At 38.6% G+C, this 20,618-nt stretch carries 14 protein-coding genes; 1 reads left to right on the forward strand and 13 read right to left on the reverse strand.

Annotation, left to right across the window (positions count from 1 at the left end):
• Positions 1–16 precede the first annotated feature (16 nt).
• The 5 genes from ruvA to ruvB form a co-directional block, all read right to left on the reverse strand.
• The gene (ruvA, locus tag SJY44_RS17215) at positions 17–598 is read right to left on the reverse strand and encodes a Holliday junction branch migration protein RuvA (RefSeq protein ID WP_396590646.1); all 582 of its coding nucleotides are present in this window, start codon (positions 596–598) and stop codon (positions 17–19) included.
• A 43-nt stretch (positions 599–641) separates the two neighbouring features.
• The gene (locus tag SJY44_RS17220) at positions 642–2,936 is read right to left on the reverse strand and encodes an NADP-dependent malic enzyme (RefSeq protein WP_298929307.1); all 2,295 of its coding nucleotides are present in this window, start codon (positions 2,934–2,936) and stop codon (positions 642–644) included.
• 117 nt (positions 2,937–3,053) lie between these two features.
• Positions 3,054–4,772, reverse strand: a complete 1,719-nt coding sequence (locus SJY44_RS17225; protein WP_298929310.1) for a sodium:solute symporter — start codon at positions 4,770–4,772, stop codon at positions 3,054–3,056.
• Between the two features lie 219 nt (positions 4,773–4,991).
• The gene (gene queG / locus SJY44_RS17230; protein ID WP_298929312.1) at positions 4,992–5,915 is read right to left on the reverse strand and encodes a tRNA epoxyqueuosine(34) reductase QueG; all 924 of its coding nucleotides are present in this window, start codon (positions 5,913–5,915) and stop codon (positions 4,992–4,994) included.
• A gap of 1 nt (position 5,916) precedes the next feature.
• Positions 5,917–6,939, reverse strand: coding sequence for a Holliday junction branch migration DNA helicase RuvB (ruvB, locus tag SJY44_RS17235; protein ID WP_298929315.1), 1,023 nt, complete (start codon positions 6,937–6,939; stop codon positions 5,917–5,919).
• Between the two features lie 151 nt (positions 6,940–7,090).
• On the opposite strand from ruvB, the gene SJY44_RS17240 reads away from it, so the two are divergent.
• On the forward strand, positions 7,091–9,355 hold the full coding sequence (locus tag SJY44_RS17240) for an acyl-CoA dehydrogenase (RefSeq protein WP_396590647.1): 2,265 nt from the start codon (positions 7,091–7,093) through the stop codon (positions 9,353–9,355).
• Between the two features lie 6 nt (positions 9,356–9,361).
• On the opposite strand, the gene SJY44_RS17245 is transcribed toward SJY44_RS17240, so the two are convergent.
• The 8 genes from SJY44_RS17245 to SJY44_RS17280 form a co-directional block, all read right to left on the reverse strand.
• Positions 9,362–10,186 carry a GIN domain-containing protein gene (locus tag SJY44_RS17245; protein ID WP_396590648.1) on the reverse strand — a complete coding sequence of 275 codons (825 nt, stop codon included), beginning with the start codon at positions 10,184–10,186 and terminating at the stop codon, positions 9,362–9,364.
• Between the two features lie 117 nt (positions 10,187–10,303).
• Entirely contained in the window at positions 10,304–12,115 is a 1,812-nt protein-coding gene (locus SJY44_RS17250) for a cbb3-type cytochrome c oxidase subunit I (protein ID WP_298929323.1), read from the reverse strand.
• A 41-nt stretch (positions 12,116–12,156) separates the two neighbouring features.
• Positions 12,157–13,215: a cytochrome c oxidase subunit II gene (locus SJY44_RS17255; RefSeq protein WP_298929325.1), complete on the reverse strand. Its 1,059-nt coding sequence runs from the start codon at positions 13,213–13,215 to the stop codon at positions 12,157–12,159.
• A gap of 27 nt (positions 13,216–13,242) precedes the next feature.
• Entirely contained in the window at positions 13,243–14,595 is a 1,353-nt protein-coding gene (locus SJY44_RS17260; RefSeq protein ID WP_396590649.1) for a quinol:cytochrome C oxidoreductase, read from the reverse strand.
• A 17-nt stretch (positions 14,596–14,612) separates the two neighbouring features.
• Positions 14,613–15,182, reverse strand: coding sequence for a cytochrome c (locus SJY44_RS17265; protein ID WP_298929330.1), 570 nt, complete (start codon positions 15,180–15,182; stop codon positions 14,613–14,615).
• A gap of 4 nt (positions 15,183–15,186) precedes the next feature.
• On the reverse strand, positions 15,187–15,714 hold the full coding sequence (locus SJY44_RS17270; protein ID WP_298929332.1) for a DUF3341 domain-containing protein: 528 nt from the start codon (positions 15,712–15,714) through the stop codon (positions 15,187–15,189).
• A 2-nt stretch (positions 15,715–15,716) separates the two neighbouring features.
• A complete protein-coding gene (gene nrfD, locus SJY44_RS17275; RefSeq protein ID WP_396590650.1) occupies positions 15,717–17,444 on the reverse strand; it encodes an NrfD/PsrC family molybdoenzyme membrane anchor subunit in 1,728 nt (575 codons plus the stop codon).
• Between the two features lie 33 nt (positions 17,445–17,477).
• On the reverse strand, positions 17,478–20,600 hold the full coding sequence (locus SJY44_RS17280) for a TAT-variant-translocated molybdopterin oxidoreductase (RefSeq protein WP_396590651.1): 3,123 nt from the start codon (positions 20,598–20,600) through the stop codon (positions 17,478–17,480).
• Between the last annotated feature and the right edge of the window lie 18 nt (positions 20,601–20,618).

Here is a 20,618-nt window from a genome sequence, read left to right on the forward strand (position 1 = left end):
CCTCTTTTCAAACTAGTTACAAATTTTTCAGCGCTAATTTTATAATGTCCTCAACGCTTAGTGTAGGATCTTGGGATAATACCTTGTCCACAACCTTTTCTGATTGTCTTCGGACAAAACCAAGAACCTCTAAAGCAGATAACGCTTCTTCTTTGCTTGTATTGTTTGATTGTAGGGAAACTTCACCCATATCGTAGACTTTTAAAATCTTATCTTTTAAGTCGAGGATTACACGTTGTGCAGTCTTGGCTCCTATACCCTTGATTGCCTGTATGGAATGGACATCTCCGTTAGCAATAGCATCCCTTACATGAACAGGTGATAATGAAGATAACATGGTCCTAGCTATGCTTGATCCAATGCCCGAAACGGAAATCAATAACCTAAAAATTTCTCGCTCAGATTTTTCTACAAAACCAAATAGGGTGTGTGAATCTTCTTTGACCTGTAAATGGGTGAAAAGACGAATGTTTTCTTCATCCTTCAATTGCGAAAAAGTATGCAATGAAATATTTAAAAAGTATCCAACACCACCGCATTCAATCACGACGTAGGTTGGATTTTTTTCGACTAATTTTCCATTTAAGTGGGTAATCATAATATAGTAGTTAGGTTTTGGGTAAAATATTAATCACAGCAAACTATTCTCCCATTTTTGCCTTTTTCCGTTTTTCCCTTTCTTGGGCATCAATCACAGCTACGGCTGCCATGTTCACCATTTCATCAACACTGGCACCAAGTTGCAAAATATGTGCTGGCCTACGAAGACCGACCATGATTGGACCTATGGACTCTGCATTGTTTAATCCTTTCAAGAGTTTGTAGGTGATATTGGCCGAATCTAAATTAGGAAATATCAAAGTGTTTACCTTTTTTCCCGCAAGCTTTGAAAACGGAAAATTGTTATGACATAATTCCTGACTCAATGCAAAATCGGTCTGGATTTCACCATCAACCACCAACTCAGGATTACGTTCATGTAAAATTTTAACAGCTTCCCTTACTTTTTGTGCATTTGGATGGCTTGACGAACCGTAATTGGCATAGGACAGCATTGCCATAACAGGATTAAAACCAAAGGTGTTGGCGACATTTGCGGTCATCTGGGCTATTTCTGCCAAATCTTCAGCACTTGGGTCCACATTGATTGAAGTATCTGCTAAAAATAGCGGTCCTCTTTCTGTAATCATAATGTTAACGGTCGAAGCATTTTTTACTCCCTTAGACCGACCCAATACTTCAAAAACAGGTTTCAATACCTTCGGATATGATCTGGAATATCCAGAAATCATTCCATCAGCATCGCCTTCCTGAAGCATCATAGCACCAAAGTAATTGCGCTTACCCATATTAACGTTGGCACTATATTTGGTTTCTCCTTTTCGTTTTCTAGATTCCCATAATTTAAGAGCATACCTAGTTCGCATATCCTTGGACTCATCTGAACGCGGATCTATGATTGGAACTTCAGCATCAAATTCCAGCTCCTTTTTAAGGCTTTCTATAGTCTCTTTGCTTCCCAACAAAATTGGGATGGCAATACCTTCATCATGCACAATCTGCGCAGCCTTCATCACATCTAACAATTCGGCTTCTGCAAAAACAATTCGTTTAGGATTCAATCGAGCTCGATTGTGCATTAATCGTACTGCCTTATTATCGTTACCAGATCTTTGGTAGAGTTCTTCCTCGTACTTCTTCCAGTCAAGTATAGGCACTTTAGCCACTCCGCTTTCCATTGCTGCTTTAGCAACCGCAGGAGGAATTTTTGTAATTAGCCTTGGGTCAAAAGGTTTTGGAATTATATAATCTTTACCAAAAGCCAATCTTGTAGTGTCATAAGCGATATTCACTTGTTCTGGCACAGGTTCTCTTGTAAGATCCGCTAAAGCCCTAACAGCAGCCATCTTCATTTCTTCATTAATTTTTGTTGCTCGAACATCTAACGCGCCCCTAAAAATGAATGGAAATCCTAAGACATTGTTTACCTGGTTAGGATGATCAGAGCGGCCAGTTGCCATAATAATGTCATCCCTTGTCTCACAGGCAATGTTATATTCTATTTCAGGATCAGGATTTGCCATAGCAAAAACAATAGGGTCTTTGGCCATAGATTTGAGCATTTTCGGAGTCAAAATATTTGCAATGGATAAGCCGATAAAAACATCGGCATCTTTCAGGGCCTCGTCCAGAGTATCTATCTTTCTATCAGAAGCAAACTCTAGTTTTTCTTTAGAAAGGCTTTCTCGGTCGCTTCGGATAACCCCTTTGCTATCCAGCATTACAATATTTTCGCTACTAGCACCAAATGCCTTGTACAAACGTGTACAAGAAACTGCAGCAGCCCCAGCCCCACTAACCACAATTTTAACTTCTTCTATTTTTTTACCAGTAATCTCCAAAGCATTTAACAAAGCAGCAGCAGAGATAATTGCCGTTCCATGCTGATCATCATGCATTACTGGAATATCCAGTTCTTCTTTAAGCCTTCGTTCAATCTCAAATGCTTCGGGTGCTTTAATGTCTTCAAGATTGATTCCTCCAAACGTAGGGGATATAATTTTTACGGTCTCCACAAACTTATCTACATCTGTGGTATCCAGTTCAATATCCATTCCATCGATATCCGCAAAAATCTTGAATAAAAGACTTTTCCCTTCCATTACAGGTTTTGAAGCTTCGGGGCCTATATTTCCAAGTCCTAAAACCGCAGTACCGTTTGAAATAACAGCAACAATATTTCCTTTGGCCGTGTATTTATAGACGTCATCTTTATTTTTTTCAATCTCTAAACAAGGTATCGCAACGCCTGGTGAATAGGCAAGTGCCAAGTCTCTTTGGGTAGCATATGGTTTTGTTGGTACAATTTTTATCTTGCCTGGTTGGGGTTTGGCATGGTACAATAATGCTTCTCTGCGTAATTTTTCTTTACTCATTGATTACAATTGAAGATGTAAATTTATAAGTTATTCTTTGGGATACAAGCCCAATGCCTTCAAATAAAAAGACGCCGACTAGATGTGGCGCCTTTTTGAATATTTTATCATTCTAAATTACCAAAAATAACCCACTATAATTGTGGTAACCACCAACAAAATAATAGCCAAATACCTGTAATTTTGATACCATGGCAAAGCCTTAAGTTCTTCTGTCTCCTCAGTAAACAACTCTTTTCTATAGGTGTAATCTGCCACTTTCTGAGCATCTGGTAGTTCCGTTGCCAAACTAACCACTACATGTGTTATTATGCTAATAACAAATAATAGGTTGGCTTTTGCAAGAAAATGGAATTCATTTATATAAGGTGAAATATCATAGCTTGCAGATAGTATCATAAAGACTGCAACTGCGCCACCTACCAACAAACTAACAAAAGCTCCTGTTCCATTTGCTCTTTTCCAAAACAGACCAAGAATAAATGCTGATACAACTGGTGGACTTGTAAAGGCTATCACTAATTGAAGATAACCCCAAAGCGAGTCGCTCACCTTTTCAATAAATGGCACCCATGCTGAAGCTAACACAACCAATACTAATGTGGCAATTTGTCCTGCTCTTACCAATTGCTTACTGGTCATTTCTGGGCGTAATTGTTTTATAAAATCCATTGTAATCAATGTTGAGGCCGAATTAAATGTTGCTGAAACCGAAGACATCATTGCAGCCAATAAACCGGCTACCACCAAACCTAAAATACCCGTAGGCAAAAGCTGGAACAATAATACCGGATAGGTTAGATTGGGGCAATCGATTAGGTTCTCACACATACTCCCATCTGGTAATGGATAGTTTAGGTTTGATATATCCAAAGAGCTAAACAGTAAAAGTGCCAATACCCCAGGCACTACCATAATGAAGATAACAGGAAGTTTTAACAATCCAGCAAATAATGCACCCCATCGTCCGTGGTTTAAATCTTTAGCTCCAAGCACACGTTGCACCATAAACTGGTTATTGGCCCAAAAGTAAAAGCCTAATAGCGGAACTCCTGTAAGCAGACCCCACCATGGCATAAATTCATCGTTGTTGGGCCGGACCAGACTAAATACTTCTCCAGAATTTGAGGGTATGAATTTCCCTTCCGCAGCGCGATCTCCGAAATTGACATCTCCCGAAGCTAATGCAGCATCCAACTTAGACATCATTCCGCTCCATCCGCCACCAAGTTCTTCAAAAGCAAAATAGGTTAGCAAACAGGATCCTATAATCAACAACACCGCTTGAATTACTTCTGTTTGAATAACTGAATTTAATCCTCCAGGAATAGTATATGCAGCAGCTGCAACAGCAAGACCAATGATGATGTATGTAGAATCCACATCTGGAAATAGTAGTTTTAATACGATGCTACCTACATAAAGGCCAGCTGCAGTGTCCACCAATACATTTCCTACAATGGTTATTAGGGAAAAGTAATATCTAGACCTTTTATCATAACGTCTTTGCATAAATTCGGGCATGGTGTAAACGCCAGATTTTAAATAAAATGGCAAGAAAAATATAGCAAAGAAAATCAGGATGACAACAGCATACCACTCGTAGTTATAAACGTTGACATTGGTCTGAAAACCATCAGAAGCCAACCCTACTAAAGTGGAACTTGAAATATTTGCTGAAAAAAGTGCAATCCCCACTATGGGCCATGTCATTGTTCTACCTCCTAAGAAATAGTCTTCCGAACTACTTCTTTTTGATTTTGATATTCCGTAGATAATGATTCCTACCAGATATACCAGAATCACAACAATATCCAAAGTCTGTAATCCACTCATGGTTTTTCTTGATTTAGTTAATTAATTTAAGTTTAGTTAGTTTATGCCCTTGATTCTAAATTTAATAGCTCAAAAGTTTTGATTATAGCAAATTTAGTGGCTAGCTTTTGAGAAAATCACAGTCTGCATAACTACCAATATAGTATTTTTAATTTTTCCTTAAAAAAAACTTAACACCAAATGCCTGTAAGGGCTTAACGAAATCGTTATAGTTGGTTTTCAGGATTTTAAAAACTTGATATTTCGCTGTAAACCAGAGAATTTGGTTCGCTTTACTGCAGATTTTTTGAAGATTCTTTTAAAAACATCTTCCGTTATTTCCTCCCAATCTTTTTTGCTCATTGAAAGTAATTCTGGATTGGGATTAAACAAAGGCTCGTTATGTTGTTTTGAAAAACGGTTCCACGGACAAACATCTTGACAGACATCACAACCAAACATCCAGTCATCAAACTTTCCTTGAAATTCGTTAGGGATTTCATTCTTTAATTCAATAGTAAAATAAGAAATGCATTTACTCCCATCCACTACATAAGGCTCCACAATTGCTTCTGTAGGGCAGGCATCAATGCAGGCGGTACATGTACCACAATGATCAGTAACCGGAGTATCATAATCTAATTCCAAATCAACAATCAATTCAGCAATAAAATAAAAAGAACCTACTTGTTGTGTAAGTAAATTGCTGTGCTTTCCCATCCAACCCAAACCACCTTTGGCTGCCCATGCCTTATCCAAAACAGGAGCGGAATCTACAAACGCTCTACCATGTACCTCCCCAATTTCATCTTGAATAAAATGCAATAGGGATTTGAGTTTGTCTTTTATCACAAAGTGATAATCCGTACCATAGGCATACTTGGACACCTTATAGGTGTTTTTTATTTGATCCTGCTCTGGGAAATAATTGAGTAATAGAGAAATTACCGATTTTGACCCTTCGACTAACTTGGTAGGGTCTAATCGCTTATCAAAATGGTTTTCCATATACTGCATCTCACCATGCATATTTTGGTTAAGCCATTTTTCCAATCGCGGAGCCTCTTCTTCCAGAAATTCAGCTTTGGAAACACCGCAAGACAAAAAACCGAGGCGCTTGGCTTCGGTTTTGATAAGTTCTGTATGGTTAGTTTTTAGATTCAAATTAAAACAACCCTCCTTGCGTTGCCCCTTTGATTCTGCCCAAATGCTTATAGGCGAGTTCTGTAACCTCCCGGCCTCTTGGCGTACGCATAATAAATCCTTGTTGAATCAAAAAAGGTTCATAGACCTCTTCAATGGTTTCTGCACTTTCTGAAACTGCGGTAGCCAATGTTGTAATGCCTACAGGACCTCCTTTGAACTTATCTATAATGGTAGTCAAGATTTTATTATCCATCTCGTCCAAACCATGTGCATCCACATGCAAGGCTTTTAAACTGAATTTGGAAATGTCCATATCTATATTTCCGTTGCCTTTTATTTGGGCAAAATCACGCACCCTTCGTAATAAGGCATTACAAATTCTTGGTGTTCCTCTACTTCTACCGGCAATCTCTATGGCCGCATCATTCGTAATGGGCACTTTAAGTATCTCAGCACTTCGTTCTACAATGGTCGACAATAATTCCGTATTATAATATTGCAATCGGCTCTGAATACCGAATCGAGCTCGCATAGGTGCCGTCAACAATCCTGAGCGGGTAGTTGCACCTATCAAAGTAAATGGACTTAAATTGATTTGAACAGTTCTTGCATTAGGGCCTGTTTCAATCATGATATCAATCTTATAGTCCTCCATCGCAGAATACAGGTATTCTTCTACAATTGGGCTTAAACGATGAATTTCATCTATAAACAATACATCCCTTTCATCAAGATTAGTCAGCAACCCCGCCAAATCCCCTGGTTTATCTAAAACTGGACCTGAAGTAATCTTTATTCCTACTCCAAGTTCATTTGCCAAAATATGGGCAAGTGTAGTTTTCCCCAATCCCGGTGGACCATGAAATAAGGTATGGTCTAGAGCTTCACCACGAAGGTTAGCAGCTTGTACAAAAATCTTCAAATTCTCCAACACCTGCTCCTGACCAGTAAAATCATCGAAGGTAATTGGTCTTAAAGCTCTTTCAATATCAAGCTCTTCTTGAGAGAAATTCTCAGGTGTAGGGTCTAGATTTTCATTCATATCCTAACAAATATAGTTGAAAACCAAATGTACCAGAAACCAATTCTTCTAAAATCTATGAGTCTAAAGATTCCTGCACCATCTTAAAAATCTAAATCTTAAATTAGATACGTCAAAGAAAAAAAATACAATTTCTTCAACTTAGCTTTTTATGGTAAAATCTGATTACTCAATAGGCATTTTACAGTACATTCCATTTTTTTATGTCATCTGGTCAGATGATCTACTTTCGGCCTCCGAAATATCCGTGGTCAAAAAAACCATTGAGCAAGATTCTGTACTTGAACCGGATGAAAAAGAACAACTTTCACTTTGGTTGGATAGGGAAAATCCGCCAGCAGATGAAGAACTTAAACATTGGAAACATACTATTACAAATTCCAATGTTAAACTTATTGAAAGTGATACCTATCCTCTTGCATCATTAAGCCAACGTTTAGGGAATTTGTACTGCGACAGTTGCGATTTCAATGACCATTTAAAACATATTGAAATAAATTTGGGGATACAACCCAACCACTACAATCATTTATTTGATGTTGAAGTCATACATCATAAAACATCTGATTTTTACAACGCCAAAGTACTCGATAGTATTTTAAAAGGCCCACACGATAAAGCCGTTGATAACTTTAGAAACTTTCTGAATCAACCCATTTTTCATTGGGATGTTAGAAGAAATAAGGAAGATTTTAGGAGGAAAGTATTGGAACAAGTTCAGCTCTTGGGTACTAACGGATATGGCGCTATGGCATATGACCTCGAATATGGAGGAACCGGTAATATGCCAGCATACGGAGCAATTTTTGAGCATCTTATGTTTATTGATGGGAGCCTTGCAGTAAAATTTGGGGTTCAATTTGGGCTTTTTGGCGGTAGCATTCAGAAGTTGGGCACCAAAAAACATCACGACCAATATTTGGCAGATACCGGAAAAGCGAAATTATTGGGTTGTTTTGCCATGACCGAAACAGGGCATGGTTCTAATGTAAGAGGCATAAAAACAACAGCTACTTATGACAAGGAAACTGACTCCATCATTATTCATACTCCAGGGCAAAACGATAATAAAGAATACATAGGCAATGCATTGCATTCAACTATGGCGTCCGTTTTTGCACAGTTGATTGTGGATGGTAAAAATGAAGGGGTACACGCTATTTTGGTTCCTGTACGGGATAATAAAAATGATGTGTTGGAAGGTATCACTATTGAAGACAATGGATATAAACTTGGTCTAAATGGTGTGGATAATGGAAAGATTTGGTTTAATCAAGTCAAAGTTCCTCGTGAAAACTTATTGAATAAATATGGGGAAATTAGGAGTGATGGCACTTATTTTTCTGCTATTAAAAATCCGAATAAACGATTTTTCACCATGTTGGGAACCTTGGTTGGTGGTCGTATCTGTGTTGCAAAAGGAGCTGTTGGTGGTGCAAAAATGGCATTGACCATAGCAGTAAAGCATGCATTGAACAGAAGGCAATTTAATGATAGTGTTAAGATTCAGGAAGATCTTATCATGGATTACCCCACCCATCAATTACGACTTACCCCTGCAATAGCGAGCGCCTATGTCTATCATGTTACTTTGGAGGAAATGATGAAACGGTATAGCGATGATTCACAACCGGACAAAAGAAAAGTTGAAACTCAAGTGGCCGGACTTAAATCCATCATCACATGGTTTGCGAACGATACTATTCAAGAATGTAGGGAGGCTTGTGGCGGAAAAGGGTATTTATTAGAAAATAGAATTGCCGACCTAAAAGGGGATGTGGACATATTTACCACTTTTGAAGGGGACAACAATGTTTTACTACAATTGGCGGCCAAAGGGGTTTTATCTGATTTTAAAGCTGAGTTCAATAGTGCTGGGTTTACTTCGGTTTTAAAGTTGTTACGAAGTCAACTTGCAGATAAACTAAGTACCATTAACCCTATCTACTCCAATAAAGTGGATAAGGAACATTTGTACAACCCAAAATTTCATAAGCATGCCTTTAATTATAGAACCCGACGGCTCACCTATACCTTGGCAATGCGAATTAGGAGTTATATAAAAAAAGGAATCCCTTCATATCAGGCCTTTTTAAAAGTACAGACCCACTTGTTAGCCTTGGGAAAATCCTATAGTATAGAATTGGCTTATCATGTGTTCAATGAATTTTGTACTTCCGTTACTGACGAAAAGCATAAGGTATTATTAGAAAAGTTGGGGACACTTTATGCACTGCACCAACTTTATAACGATACTGGCTGGTATTTGGAGCAAGGGTATTTTAGTGGTACAAAGTCTAAAGCTATTAGACAGCGAGTGGAGCGCTTATCCACAGAGTTACGCCCGCATATTGAAGTATTGGTGGATGGATTTGGAATTCCAGAGCATTGTATGACCGCTCCTATTACCAAATAGGCAAAATCACTCTACTTTCTTAATTAATTGTGAAGTATCCAAAAATTCGAGAACCGTAATTTTAGGATTCCCGTAAAGGTAGATTCTTGAATTTCCCTTGGCACTAAGCTCCAAATCTCTATAGGCATATATGCGGGCATTTGCCGCATTTTCTAGTCGGGCCTTAATTGTTCCCGCTTCCATTTTTTCGCCTTTGAATTTTGCATTTCCTGTTAAGTCAACTTCTGTTCTGTCCGAAGTACCTTCATAGGTCAAGGATCCATTTCCTTCCAAATCCACCAAGCTTACTTCATTTACAGAATATATATAAGCTTCGGCCCTATTTTTCAGTCCTATATTGAGTGAATCCACATCAACATTAAAATCTCCTTTGCTGGTATCTTCCAAATTAATATCCATTATCGCGGCATTTGCCTTAATATCCAATTTAGCATCGGCAAAAGCATCTACAAACAATTCATCGCTGCTGATAATATCGTTTGTAACTACACTGCCCTCTTTTACAGTAATTGCTTTGAGTTCAGTGTAATTTATGGTAATATCAAATTGTTTTTTGGCGGTGACATCATAAAAAGAGCTTATTACCAATGTGCTGTCTTCTACTTTGAATTTTAAAATATCTATAAGATTATCATCAGCTACAATTACATATCCAGGGCCAAATGACTTTTTTAATACGATATTTAGGTTATCATTAAGTTGGATTGCATTAAAGGCCGGTAGTTCCTCGTTGACTTCGGTAACAATTCGACTTCCTTTTATCTTTGGTTTACGCTGCGCCATTAACGTCACATGGCACAACAATAAAAGTAGTATTACAAGATTTTTCACAAGTATTCGATTTAAGGTTCTTAAAGATATTACAATTACGGATAACAATTGTTGTACCAAAACGCTGTAAACAAAAAACCCATCCGAATGGGATGGGTTTTTGTTTTATCTAACGTCTTAGTGGTTGAGTTCTTCTTCATTATCCTGAAGCGGAATATTCTGCGGAACAAAATCTTGCCCTGGAATAATGTATTCACCGTTTTCATAGGTTTTACTATAATCGTATGCCCATCGGTGTACATGCGGAATAGCACCTGGCCAGTTTCCATGCATGTGCTCTTGAGGAGCTGTCCATTCCAGTGTATTGGAACTCCATGGGTTTTGAGGCCCTCTTTTTCCGTAAAATATACTTACTACAAAATTATAAACGAAGACCAATTGTGCCGCTCCTGCAATAAGTGCAAATACCGTCATCAATACTTGAACGTTTGTTAATTCATCAAACATTGGGAATGCCGTATTTTCATAATAACGCCTTGGTACACCAGCCATACCCACAAAGTGCATTGGGAAGAATATTCCATAGGCACATATTGCAGTAATCCAGAAATGGACGTAACCCAGGTTTTTGTTCATCATTCTACCCTGGAACATTTTAGGGAACCAATGGTACACTCCAGCAAAAAGTCCATACAGTGCAGAAATACCCATTACCAAGTGGAAGTGAGCTACTACAAAGTAGGTGTCATGTACATTGATATCCAATGTACTATCCCCAAGTATAATACCTGTAAGACCTCCTGATATAAAGGTTGAAACCAAACCTATAGAAAATAGCATACCGGGATTCAGTTGCAGATTTCCTTTCCAAAGGGTGGTTATATAGTTGAAGGCCTTTACCGCGGACGGTATTGCAATCAATAATGTTGTAAATGTAAATACAGAGCCCAAGAATGGATTCATACCAGAGATGAACATATGATGACCCCATACAATAGTAGATAAGAAAGCAATAGCTAAAATGGAAGCTACCATAGCTCTATAACCAAATATAGGCTTCCTTGCATTGGTTGACATTACTTCTGAAGTAATTCCCAAAGCAGGTAGTAAAACGATATATACCTCTGGGTGACCCAAGAACCAGAACAAATGTTCGAATAATACGGGTGACCCTCCTTGATAATGAAGCACTTCTCCTTGAATAAATATATCTGAAAGGAAAAAGGATGTGCCAAAACTTCTATCCATTATCAATAGCAAAGCTGCTGAAAGTAATACCGGGAAGGATATTACACCGATAATTGCTGTAACAAAAAATGCCCAAATAGTCAATGGCAGACGTGTCATTGACATTCCTTTGGTTCTCAAATTGATTACTGTTACAATATAATTTAAGGAACCCAATAACGATGAAGCAATGAATATTGCCATGGATACTAGCCATAAGGTCATACCCATACCAGAGCCTGGCTGTGCCATTGGCAATGAGCTCAATGGAGGGTAAATAGTCCAACCTGCTGCTGCCGGTCCAGCTTCAACGAATAACGAAATAACCATGATTACAGCTGATACAAAAAACATCCAAAAAGAAAGCATGTTCAAGAAGCCGGATGCCATATCACGAGCACCTATCTGCAAAGGAATCAATAGGTTACTAAAAGTACCACTCAATCCTGCAGTCAGCACAAAGAATACCATAATGGTACCATGCATAGTAATCAATGCCAAGTAAACATCGGCATCCATGACGCCCTCAGGAGCCCATTTGCCTAAAAATGCTTGAAAAACTGAAAATGATTCTCCAGGCCATGCCAATTGCATTCTAAACAATAATGACATTGCAATTCCAATAAAGCCCATGATCAAAACACCCGTAATAAGATATTGCTTGGCAATCATCTTATGGTCCTGACTAAAGATATATTTGGTTACAAACGTTTCTTTATGATGATGTCCATGATCTTCGTGTCCGTGTTCAGTAGCTGACATAATCTCTTTTAAAATTTTATTATTTCTTTTCCTAACCTATGTTATTCAGCGGGAGTAACAGTTTCCTTAAAGGTAGTCTGTTCTGCCATCCACTTATTGTATTCTTCTTCGGTCTCTACTATAATCTTCATCTGCATATTATAGTGGGATTTGCCGCAAATCTTATTACAAAGTAGCACATAATCATATTCCCATGGGTCTGAATTAGGCTCACCAGCAGCAGCCCTTTTTGCTCTTATCGCATTTGTTCTTTTTACTTTATCAACCACATCTGGGTTCAATCGAATTTCTTCCGTAGTAACTGTAGGAGTAAATGAGAATTGGGTAATCATACCAGGAACACAGTTCATTTGGGCTCTAAAGTGAGGCATATATGCCGAATGAAGCACATCTTGGGAACGCATCATAAAGTTCACCTTACGGCCAACTGGTAAGTGCAATTCTTTTACGATAACGTCATCTGCAGTATTTGGATCAGATTCATCTAAACCAAGAACGTTTGCTCTATCAATATCTATTAAACGAACACTTGCATCTCCAAGAACATTATCATCCCCACCATAACGTGCTGTCCAATTAAACTGTTGGGCATATAATTCCACAATTAAAGGATCGTCTTCATCATTTATATCCATGATGTTGGTCCATGTATATAATCCCCATAGAATTAAACCAGCAAGTACAATAACCGGTATGATTGTCCATATAAACTCTAAGCGGTCATTATCTGCAAAGAAAAGTGCTTTCTTGCCTTTCTCTCCTCTATACTTATATCCAAAATAATGCAGTAAGGCTTGTGTTATAGTCTGTACAAAAAAGATAATGGCAAATGATACCCACATGAGTTGGTCATACTCACCACCATGAGCCGATGAAGCTTCTGGAAGCAACATCTTATTATATTTTGCAAAACTAAATATGGTAATTCCGTAGATAAAAATCAGGAATCCGAATAACAAATAACCATTGTACTTATTATCTGAATCTGTGGCTATCTCCGTGTTTTCTGATTTTAGTTGGGACAATTCAAAAATCTTGGTCATTTGCCAGATTGCGATTGCTACCAGTACTAAAACAGTCAATGTTAATAATGCAGTCATTGTATATCTTTCTAAGCCTTAATCGTATTAATAATGAAATTGTCTACTTTCCTCAATAAATGGATTGCGCTTTGGCTGTAATGGTTGTTTTGTAAGTGTGTTGAACACCCAGTACACAAACAATCCTCCAAAAAACAATATTCCTCCAATTTCAGGTAATCCTATATACCATTGGTCACCAACAGTAGCTGGCATGATCATATTGAAAACATCCATATAGTGTCCAAAGAGAACTACAATACCTGCCATGATAACAAACCAATTTACTCTTTTGTAATCACTGTTCATCAATACCAATAATGGGAATATAAAGTTCATTGCCAGCATTCCAAAGAATGGCAATTTGTAATCCTCTATTCTTGTGATAAAATAAGTAACTTCTTCTGGGATGTTGGCATACCATATCAACATAAATTGGGAAAACCATAAATATGTCCAGAAAATACTGATACCGAACATGAATTTTGCCAAATCGTGAATATGGCTATTGTTTACATCTTCTAAATATCCTCTTGATTTCAAGTAAATGGTAACCATAGCAATTACGGTTATTCCCGAAACAAACATACTAGCGAACACATACCATCCAAATAGGGTACTGAACCAGTGCGGATCTACACTCATAATCCAATCCCAAGACATCATGGATTCTGTAATCAAATAGAACACTAAGAAGGCAGCAGAGATTCTGAAATTCAATTTAAAGTTTGAATTATCATCAGACTCATCTTGTGCCAAAGAAAGTTTTCTGGAGTACTCACGATAGAAAATCCAACCGCCCAAGAAAATAGCAGCACGAATCAGGAAAAAAGTAGGATTCAAATACCCTGCTTTCCCTTGTAACAATTTATCATGAGCAACAACATCAGCATCCATCCAAACAAACATATGGTTCATGTGCAGTACAGAAAGCAACAAAATGACAAATACAATTATTCCTCCAGGAACCAAATATGCAGTAATACCTTCCATTACCCTGAATAACAAGGGCGACCAACCTGCTTGAGCTGCACGTTGAATGGCATAAAAGGCCAATACACCCAGTGATATCATAAAAAAGAAAAAGGCAGCTACATATAATGCAGACCAAGGTCTATTTTGTAATTGGTGCAACAAATGTTCATCATGTGATGCATCATGCTCTTCTCCATGTGTTGAAGCTTCACCGTGCGCATCTTTTCCTGAATGGTTTTCGGCAGCATGACTTGAAGCTTCTTCGCCATGTCCACCTCCATGACCATCATCATGTGCTGAGGCCACCATTGCCTTAGCTTCTTCCACGGTACTGGGAGCGGATAAAAAACCTGTTGCTAAACAAATCAATCCAACTGCCATTGCAATGAAAGATCCTATTTTTAGTCTGTTTGAAAACGTGTACATAGTATACTCTTATCCAATTATTTTGTTAGGTCTTCCTTTAATTTCATTACGTACTCGGACACTTGCCACATCTCTTCTTCATTAGCAAATTGAGATGCATAAGAACCCATTGAGTTTAATCCATAATAAATTGTATGATATGTGCTACCTACGTTAATGTTACGTGCAACATCATCGTAGCTAGGAACACCCAATATCTTTTCTCTTTTCACCAATGTACCTTGCCCCTTACCTTTTGGTCCGTGACAAATTGCACAATAGATATCATAAAGCTCTTTTCCTATTGCCAAATTGGCCTCGCTTTGCAATGAGTCCAGTGGGCTCACATCCAATCTTGCCAAATCTTTTCCTCCAGGAGTATTCTCAAATTTGTATGGCATATACCCTCTAGGGATAGTGTTTTCTGCAGGGAGCATAGCTTCTGTCCCATTTGGAAACAATCCATTGTCAACTCCCTGATAGGTTTCGTATCCAACAGGTTCATACATATTGGGCATATACTGGTAGTTTGGACTGTTCTTGTCAGCGCAAGCAGCCATAGACAGGACCAAAACTAAGACAATACCTATTTTACCTAAATGCTTCATATTTTTATGACTCCTTTTCTGTAACATTTATTTCCACAGCTCCTGTATCCCACAACAAAGCAGTAAGCTCTTTTTCGTTATTGTGAACTCCTATTTCCATTAAAAAATGGTCATCCGTAGTTCTTACATCTGGGTTTTCCGCCTTTTTGAATGGCCACATTCTACTTCTTAAATAAAATGTGATCACCATTAAGTGGGCAGCGAAGAACACCGTTAACTCAAACATAATTGGCACAAAAGCAGGCATGTTTTCCAAATAAGTAAAACTTGGTTTACCACCAATATCCTGGGGCCAATCATCAATCATGATATAGTTCATCATAACAATGGCCACAATAAGGCCCAAACAACCGTACATAAAAGAAGTGATTGCTATACGAGTATCTTCTAGACCCAATGCCTTGTCTAAACCATGTACTGGAAAAGGTGTATACACTTCATCAATATGATGGTGTTCTGCTCTTACCTTCTTTACGGCATGCATCAACACATCATCATCAGTATAAAGTGCATGTATAACTTTAGATGCCATAACTATTTTTTAGCGTTTAATTTTTTTGCTTGTCCCGCCCAATCATCACGTTGCGCCCTTCCAGGGAACGAACCGGTAATAGAGTCCAACAAATCATATTCTTTTTCGGTCATTTTACTCACTTGCGCGAACGTAAAAATTCCTATCTGGTTCAAGGTCTGTTCCATTTGAGGCCCTATACCTTTTACTTTCTTCAAATCGTCTGCAGTTTCAGTATCCGCATTAAATACACCAATGGTATCTAATAAGGAGGAAACTTTCTTTTCATCAGGATTGTCCTTTTCTACTTTTGGAGCCTTTTCTTTCTTTACCTCACCTTTTACAGCTGGCATTTCGTATAAAGGTTTTCCCGCATCCCTAAGTTTCTTGTACTTCTCTCCTGATGCCTTCAAAATTGATTTAACCTCTGCCTGTGCAATTACAGGGAATGTTCTTGAATATAACAGGAACAAAACAAAGAAGAAGCCTATGGTGCCGATAAAAATTCCAATATCTACAAATGTTGGAGAGAACATGGTCCAAGAAGATGGCAAGTAATCTCTATGTAGAGAAGTAACAATGATTACAAATCGTTCAAACCACATTCCTATGTTTACCACAATGGAAATGAAGAATGAGAACATGATACTTGTACGCAATTTTTTGAACCACATGAACTGTGGCGAAAACACATTACAAGTCATCATAGACCAATAAGCCCACCAATAAGGTCCTGTTGCCCTATTTAGGAATGCATACTGTTCGTATTCAACTCCAGAATACCAAGCAATGAATAGTTCCGTAATATAGGCACACCCCACTATAGAACCTGTAATCATGATTACAATGTTCATTAACTCAATATGCTGAACGGTTATATACGCTTCAAGGCTACACACTTTTCTCATGATGATAAGCAAAGTGTTTACCATAGCAAATCCAGAGAAAATTGCACCTGCAACAAAGTAAGGTGGGAATATGGTGGTATGCCATCCTGGAATTACCGACGTAGCAAAGTCAAAGGATACAATGGTATGCACAGAAAGTACAAGTGGTGTGGCCAAACCTGCCAAAACCAATGAAACTTCCTCAAAACGTTGCCAATCTTTGGCTCTACCAGTCCATCCAAAACTTAGTAAACTATAGATTTTCTTTTGAAATGGCTTAACAGCTCTATCACGAATCATTGCAAAATCAGGTAACAAACCTGTCCACCAGAAAACCAAGGAAACGGATAAATACGTTGAAATTGCAAATACATCCCAAAGCAATGGTGAGTTAAAGTTTACCCATAACGAACCAAATTGGTTTGGAATTGGAAGTACCCAATAAGCCAACCAAGGACGTCCCATGTGAATGATAGGGAACAATCCCGCTTGAATTACCGAAAATATGGTCATCGCTTCTGCAGAACGGTTAATCGCCATTCTCCATTTCTGTCTAAATAAGAGCAATACTGCAGAAATCAGTGTTCCTGCATGACCAATACCTACCCACCAAACAAAGTTTGTAATATCCCAGGCCCAGTTTACGGTCTTATTAAGACCCCAAACCCCAATACCTGTGGAAATGGTATAAATGATACATCCTAGACCCCAAAGGAATGCAACTAAAGCAATGGTAAATACAATCCACCAATGTTTGTTGGCCTTTCCCTCCACAGGAGCTGCGATATCCACGGTAACGTCATGGTATCCTTTATCTCCAAGTACTAAGGGCTTTCGAATAGGTGCTTCGTAATGCGACGCCATAATTTATCTTCTAGTTACTTTCTTATTTATTGATTAAGCCTCGTTCGTATTTCTCACCTTAACATGGTAGAACACATTGGGTTTTGTGCCCACATGCTCTAATAGGTGATACATTCTATCATCTTCCTTCAACTCGGCAATCTTACTTTCTTTATCATTGATGTCTCCAAATACCATAGCTCCACTGCTACATGCAGATGAACAAGCTGTTTGGAATTCTCCATCTTTAATTACACGTCCATCTCGCTTAGCATCTAAAATGGTCTTCTGTGTCATTTGAATACACATGGAACATTTTTCCATTACCCCTCTTGAACGTACATTAACATCAGGATTAATGACCATTTTCCCTAGGTCATTATTCATATTGTAGTCAAACTCGTCATTGTCATAATACAAGAACCAGTTGAATCTACGTACTTTATATGGACAGTTGTTGGCACAGTATCTTGTACCTACACAACGGTTGTATGCCATTTGGTTCTGACCTTGTCTACCGTGAGAAGTTGCCGCTACCGGACAAACTGTTTCACAAGGTGCATGGTTACAGTGTTGACACATAACAGGTTGAAATGCTACTTGAGGATTTGCCGATGCATCTTCCATCTCTCTAAATCCACCCAAGGAGCCATTATCACCCCAAAGGCCATCCATGTTATCCTTTTTCTCATTATCCTGCTCAAAAGATTCTTCAGATGAATAGTATCTATCAATACGCAACCAGTGCATATCTCTTGATTTTCTGATTTCTTCTTTCCCAACAACAGGAACATTATTTTCTGCATGGCAAGCAATAACGCATGCTCCACAACCTGTACAAGAATTTAAATCGATAGATAAGTTAAAGTGATGCCCAATAGAACGATCAAATTCTTGCCATAAATCTGCATCTGGCGAGGTAACAGGAATTTCTTGGTGATCTTTGGATACCTGTGGAACTGCATTCCACTCGTGATGATCTTTGGTGTTGAAGATTTCCAAGGTAGTTTCCTTGATAATATCCCCTCTACCCATTAATGTTTTATGCAACTGAACACAAGCAAATTCATGTGTTCCTTCAGCTTTTTCTATGCTAACCGATTGTACGTTGTTGAAATTGTTGTACAGTGAAAATGCATTTACTCCAGTCGCCATTTCAGCTTTCATTCCAGCTTGTTTACCATAACCAAATGAAAGACCGACTGTACCGGGAGCTTGACCTGGCTGGATGATCACTGCGACATTATCCAAAACAGTACCATCAACAGTTAGTTTTGCATAGCTTCCATTTAAACCTCCATCGGCCACATTAAAGTTTTCCATACCCAAAGCTTCTGCATCTGACTTGGAAACCGTCACATAGTTATCCCATGAAACTCTGGTAATTGGATCAGGGAATTCTTGCAACCATGGGTTATTGGCTTGACGACCATCTCCCATTCCCACTTTAGAATACAAAACCAATTCTGTTCCAGAACTTGTTGTATTCACTAAGGAACGTATAGCTGAAGCAATAGGAACAATGCTTTCTTGCACTTCTTCTACATCAGCAGAAACCGCTACTGGCTGCTCATCGATTTCTGGAGCAACAGGCGCAGTAAATACCCCATCCTGCAATGCTTTATTCCAATCAGATTCTTGCAGCACTTCTGCAGTCCATGTTTCTTTTATGTATTCGTAATATGTTTTTTCGCTACCCATCCATGTAAGCAAAGCTGTTTGAAACTGCCTTGTATCAAAAAGCTCGCGAATAGCAGGTTGTGCTAGACTGTAATGTCCTTTTTTGAATTGCGCATCGCCCCAAGACTCTAAGTAATGGGAAGCAGCTGCAACATACTTGGACGCCTGTGCAGTTTCATCATTATTAAATGCAAAACTTACAGAAACATCAACCTTATCAAGTCCAGATACAAAATCCGCTGAATTTGGTAGCGAATAAACTGGATTTACACCGTCCATAATCAAAACTCCTACACGGCCAGCATTCATATCTGCGACTAACTTTGTCACTTTAGCGCTATCTCCTTGACGAATATATCTAGGGTTCTCCGTATCAAAAGCTTCACTAGCCAACAATTTATTAATTGCAAGCACAACAGTTTGCGCATTGATATCATTTAGTCCAGTAACAACAACAGCTTTACTACCAGCTTTTCTAATTTGAGCTGCGATGCTTTCAACCGCTGCATCAACATCAGAAGTTCCTCCCCCAACGTTACTGCCATTTAATTTTCCATACAACTTTGCCAAAGCAATTTTTTGCTGTGTTGGCGTCATTGGGTAACGCTTGTCTGCATTAGCCCCTGTCAATGACATATTGGATTCTAGCTGAACATGCTTAGACATTTTTCCATGTTTAGGAACACGTCCTCTAGCGTAGCCATCATCATATCCTCCTCCTTGCCAATCTCCTAAGAAATCTGCACCAAAAGAAACTATCAGATCTGCTTTCTCAAAATCATAATCTGGTAAAGCACGCTCACCATAAGCGGTATTAAATGCATTTAATGCGGCATCCTCAGAAATAGCATCATACGCTACATGGTTTACATTTTCACCATAGCTAGCCTTAAACTCAGCAATCAATTTATCAGTAGAAGGGCTTGCATGTGTTTGGGTCAGCAATACAATTTGCTTGTTGGAATCTTTAAGGCTCCCTAATTTTGCTCTAACCGTAGCATCCAACACCTTCCACTCAATAGGCTCACCATTGGCAGAAGGTCCTTGCACCCTTGTGCTATCATATAATGAAAGTACAGAAGCTTGAACTCTGGCATTTGCACTACCACTTACTTTAGCCTCTGTATTATTTTCAATTTTAATAGGTCTTCCTTCTCTGGTCTTAACCAGAATACTGGCAAAATCATGTCCGTCAGCAATTGTAGTCGCATAGTAATTAGCAACTCCTGGTACAATCCTGTCTGGTTGAACAACATAAGGAATAGACTTATGAACAGGTCCTTCACAGGCTGCAACTGTTGCTGCCGCAGTACTGAAACCCACATATTTTAAGAAGTCCCTTCTGTTGGTAGTGGAAGCTGACAAGTTTTCCTTGTCGCCTAAAAACTCATCAACGGGAATCTGTTCTGTAAATTCGTTTTGTCTTAGCGCCTCAACAATGGAATCGTTCGGATTTAACTCCGCTTCGCTTTTCCAATATTTTTTGTTTGATGCCATACGATATATCTGAGATTA

Origin of the sequence: Allomuricauda sp. R78024 (genome assembly GCF_044596045.1) — a bacterium.
Classification (GTDB): domain Bacteria; phylum Bacteroidota; class Bacteroidia; order Flavobacteriales; family Flavobacteriaceae; genus Flagellimonas.

Excerpts from the sequence above, each read along its gene's own strand:
- ruvA (WP_396590646.1), bottom strand. The coding sequence starts at position 598 with ATGATTACCCACTTAAATGGAAAATTAGTCGAAAAAAATCCAACCTAC.
- SJY44_RS17220 (WP_298929307.1), bottom strand. The coding sequence starts at position 2,936 with ATGAGTAAAGAAAAATTACGCAGAGAAGCATTATTGTACCATGCCAAA.
- SJY44_RS17225 (WP_298929310.1), bottom strand. The coding sequence starts at position 4,772 with ATGAGTGGATTACAGACTTTGGATATTGTTGTGATTCTGGTATATCTG.
- ruvB (WP_298929315.1), bottom strand. The coding sequence starts at position 6,939 with ATGAATGAAAATCTAGACCCTACACCTGAGAATTTCTCTCAAGAAGAG.
- SJY44_RS17240 (WP_396590647.1), top strand. The coding sequence starts at position 7,091 with ATGGTAAAATCTGATTACTCAATAGGCATTTTACAGTACATTCCATTT.
- SJY44_RS17250 (WP_298929323.1), bottom strand. The coding sequence starts at position 12,115 with ATGTCAGCTACTGAACACGGACACGAAGATCATGGACATCATCATAAA.
- SJY44_RS17255 (WP_298929325.1), bottom strand. The coding sequence starts at position 13,215 with ATGACTGCATTATTAACATTGACTGTTTTAGTACTGGTAGCAATCGCA.
- SJY44_RS17260 (WP_396590649.1), bottom strand. The coding sequence starts at position 14,595 with ATGTACACGTTTTCAAACAGACTAAAAATAGGATCTTTCATTGCAATG.
- SJY44_RS17265 (WP_298929330.1), bottom strand. The coding sequence starts at position 15,182 with ATGAAGCATTTAGGTAAAATAGGTATTGTCTTAGTTTTGGTCCTGTCT.
- SJY44_RS17270 (WP_298929332.1), bottom strand. The coding sequence starts at position 15,714 with ATGGCATCTAAAGTTATACATGCACTTTATACTGATGATGATGTGTTG.
- nrfD (WP_396590650.1), bottom strand. The coding sequence starts at position 17,444 with ATGGCGTCGCATTACGAAGCACCTATTCGAAAGCCCTTAGTACTTGGA.
- SJY44_RS17280 (WP_396590651.1), bottom strand. The coding sequence starts at position 20,600 with ATGGCATCAAACAAAAAATATTGGAAAAGCGAAGCGGAGTTAAATCCG.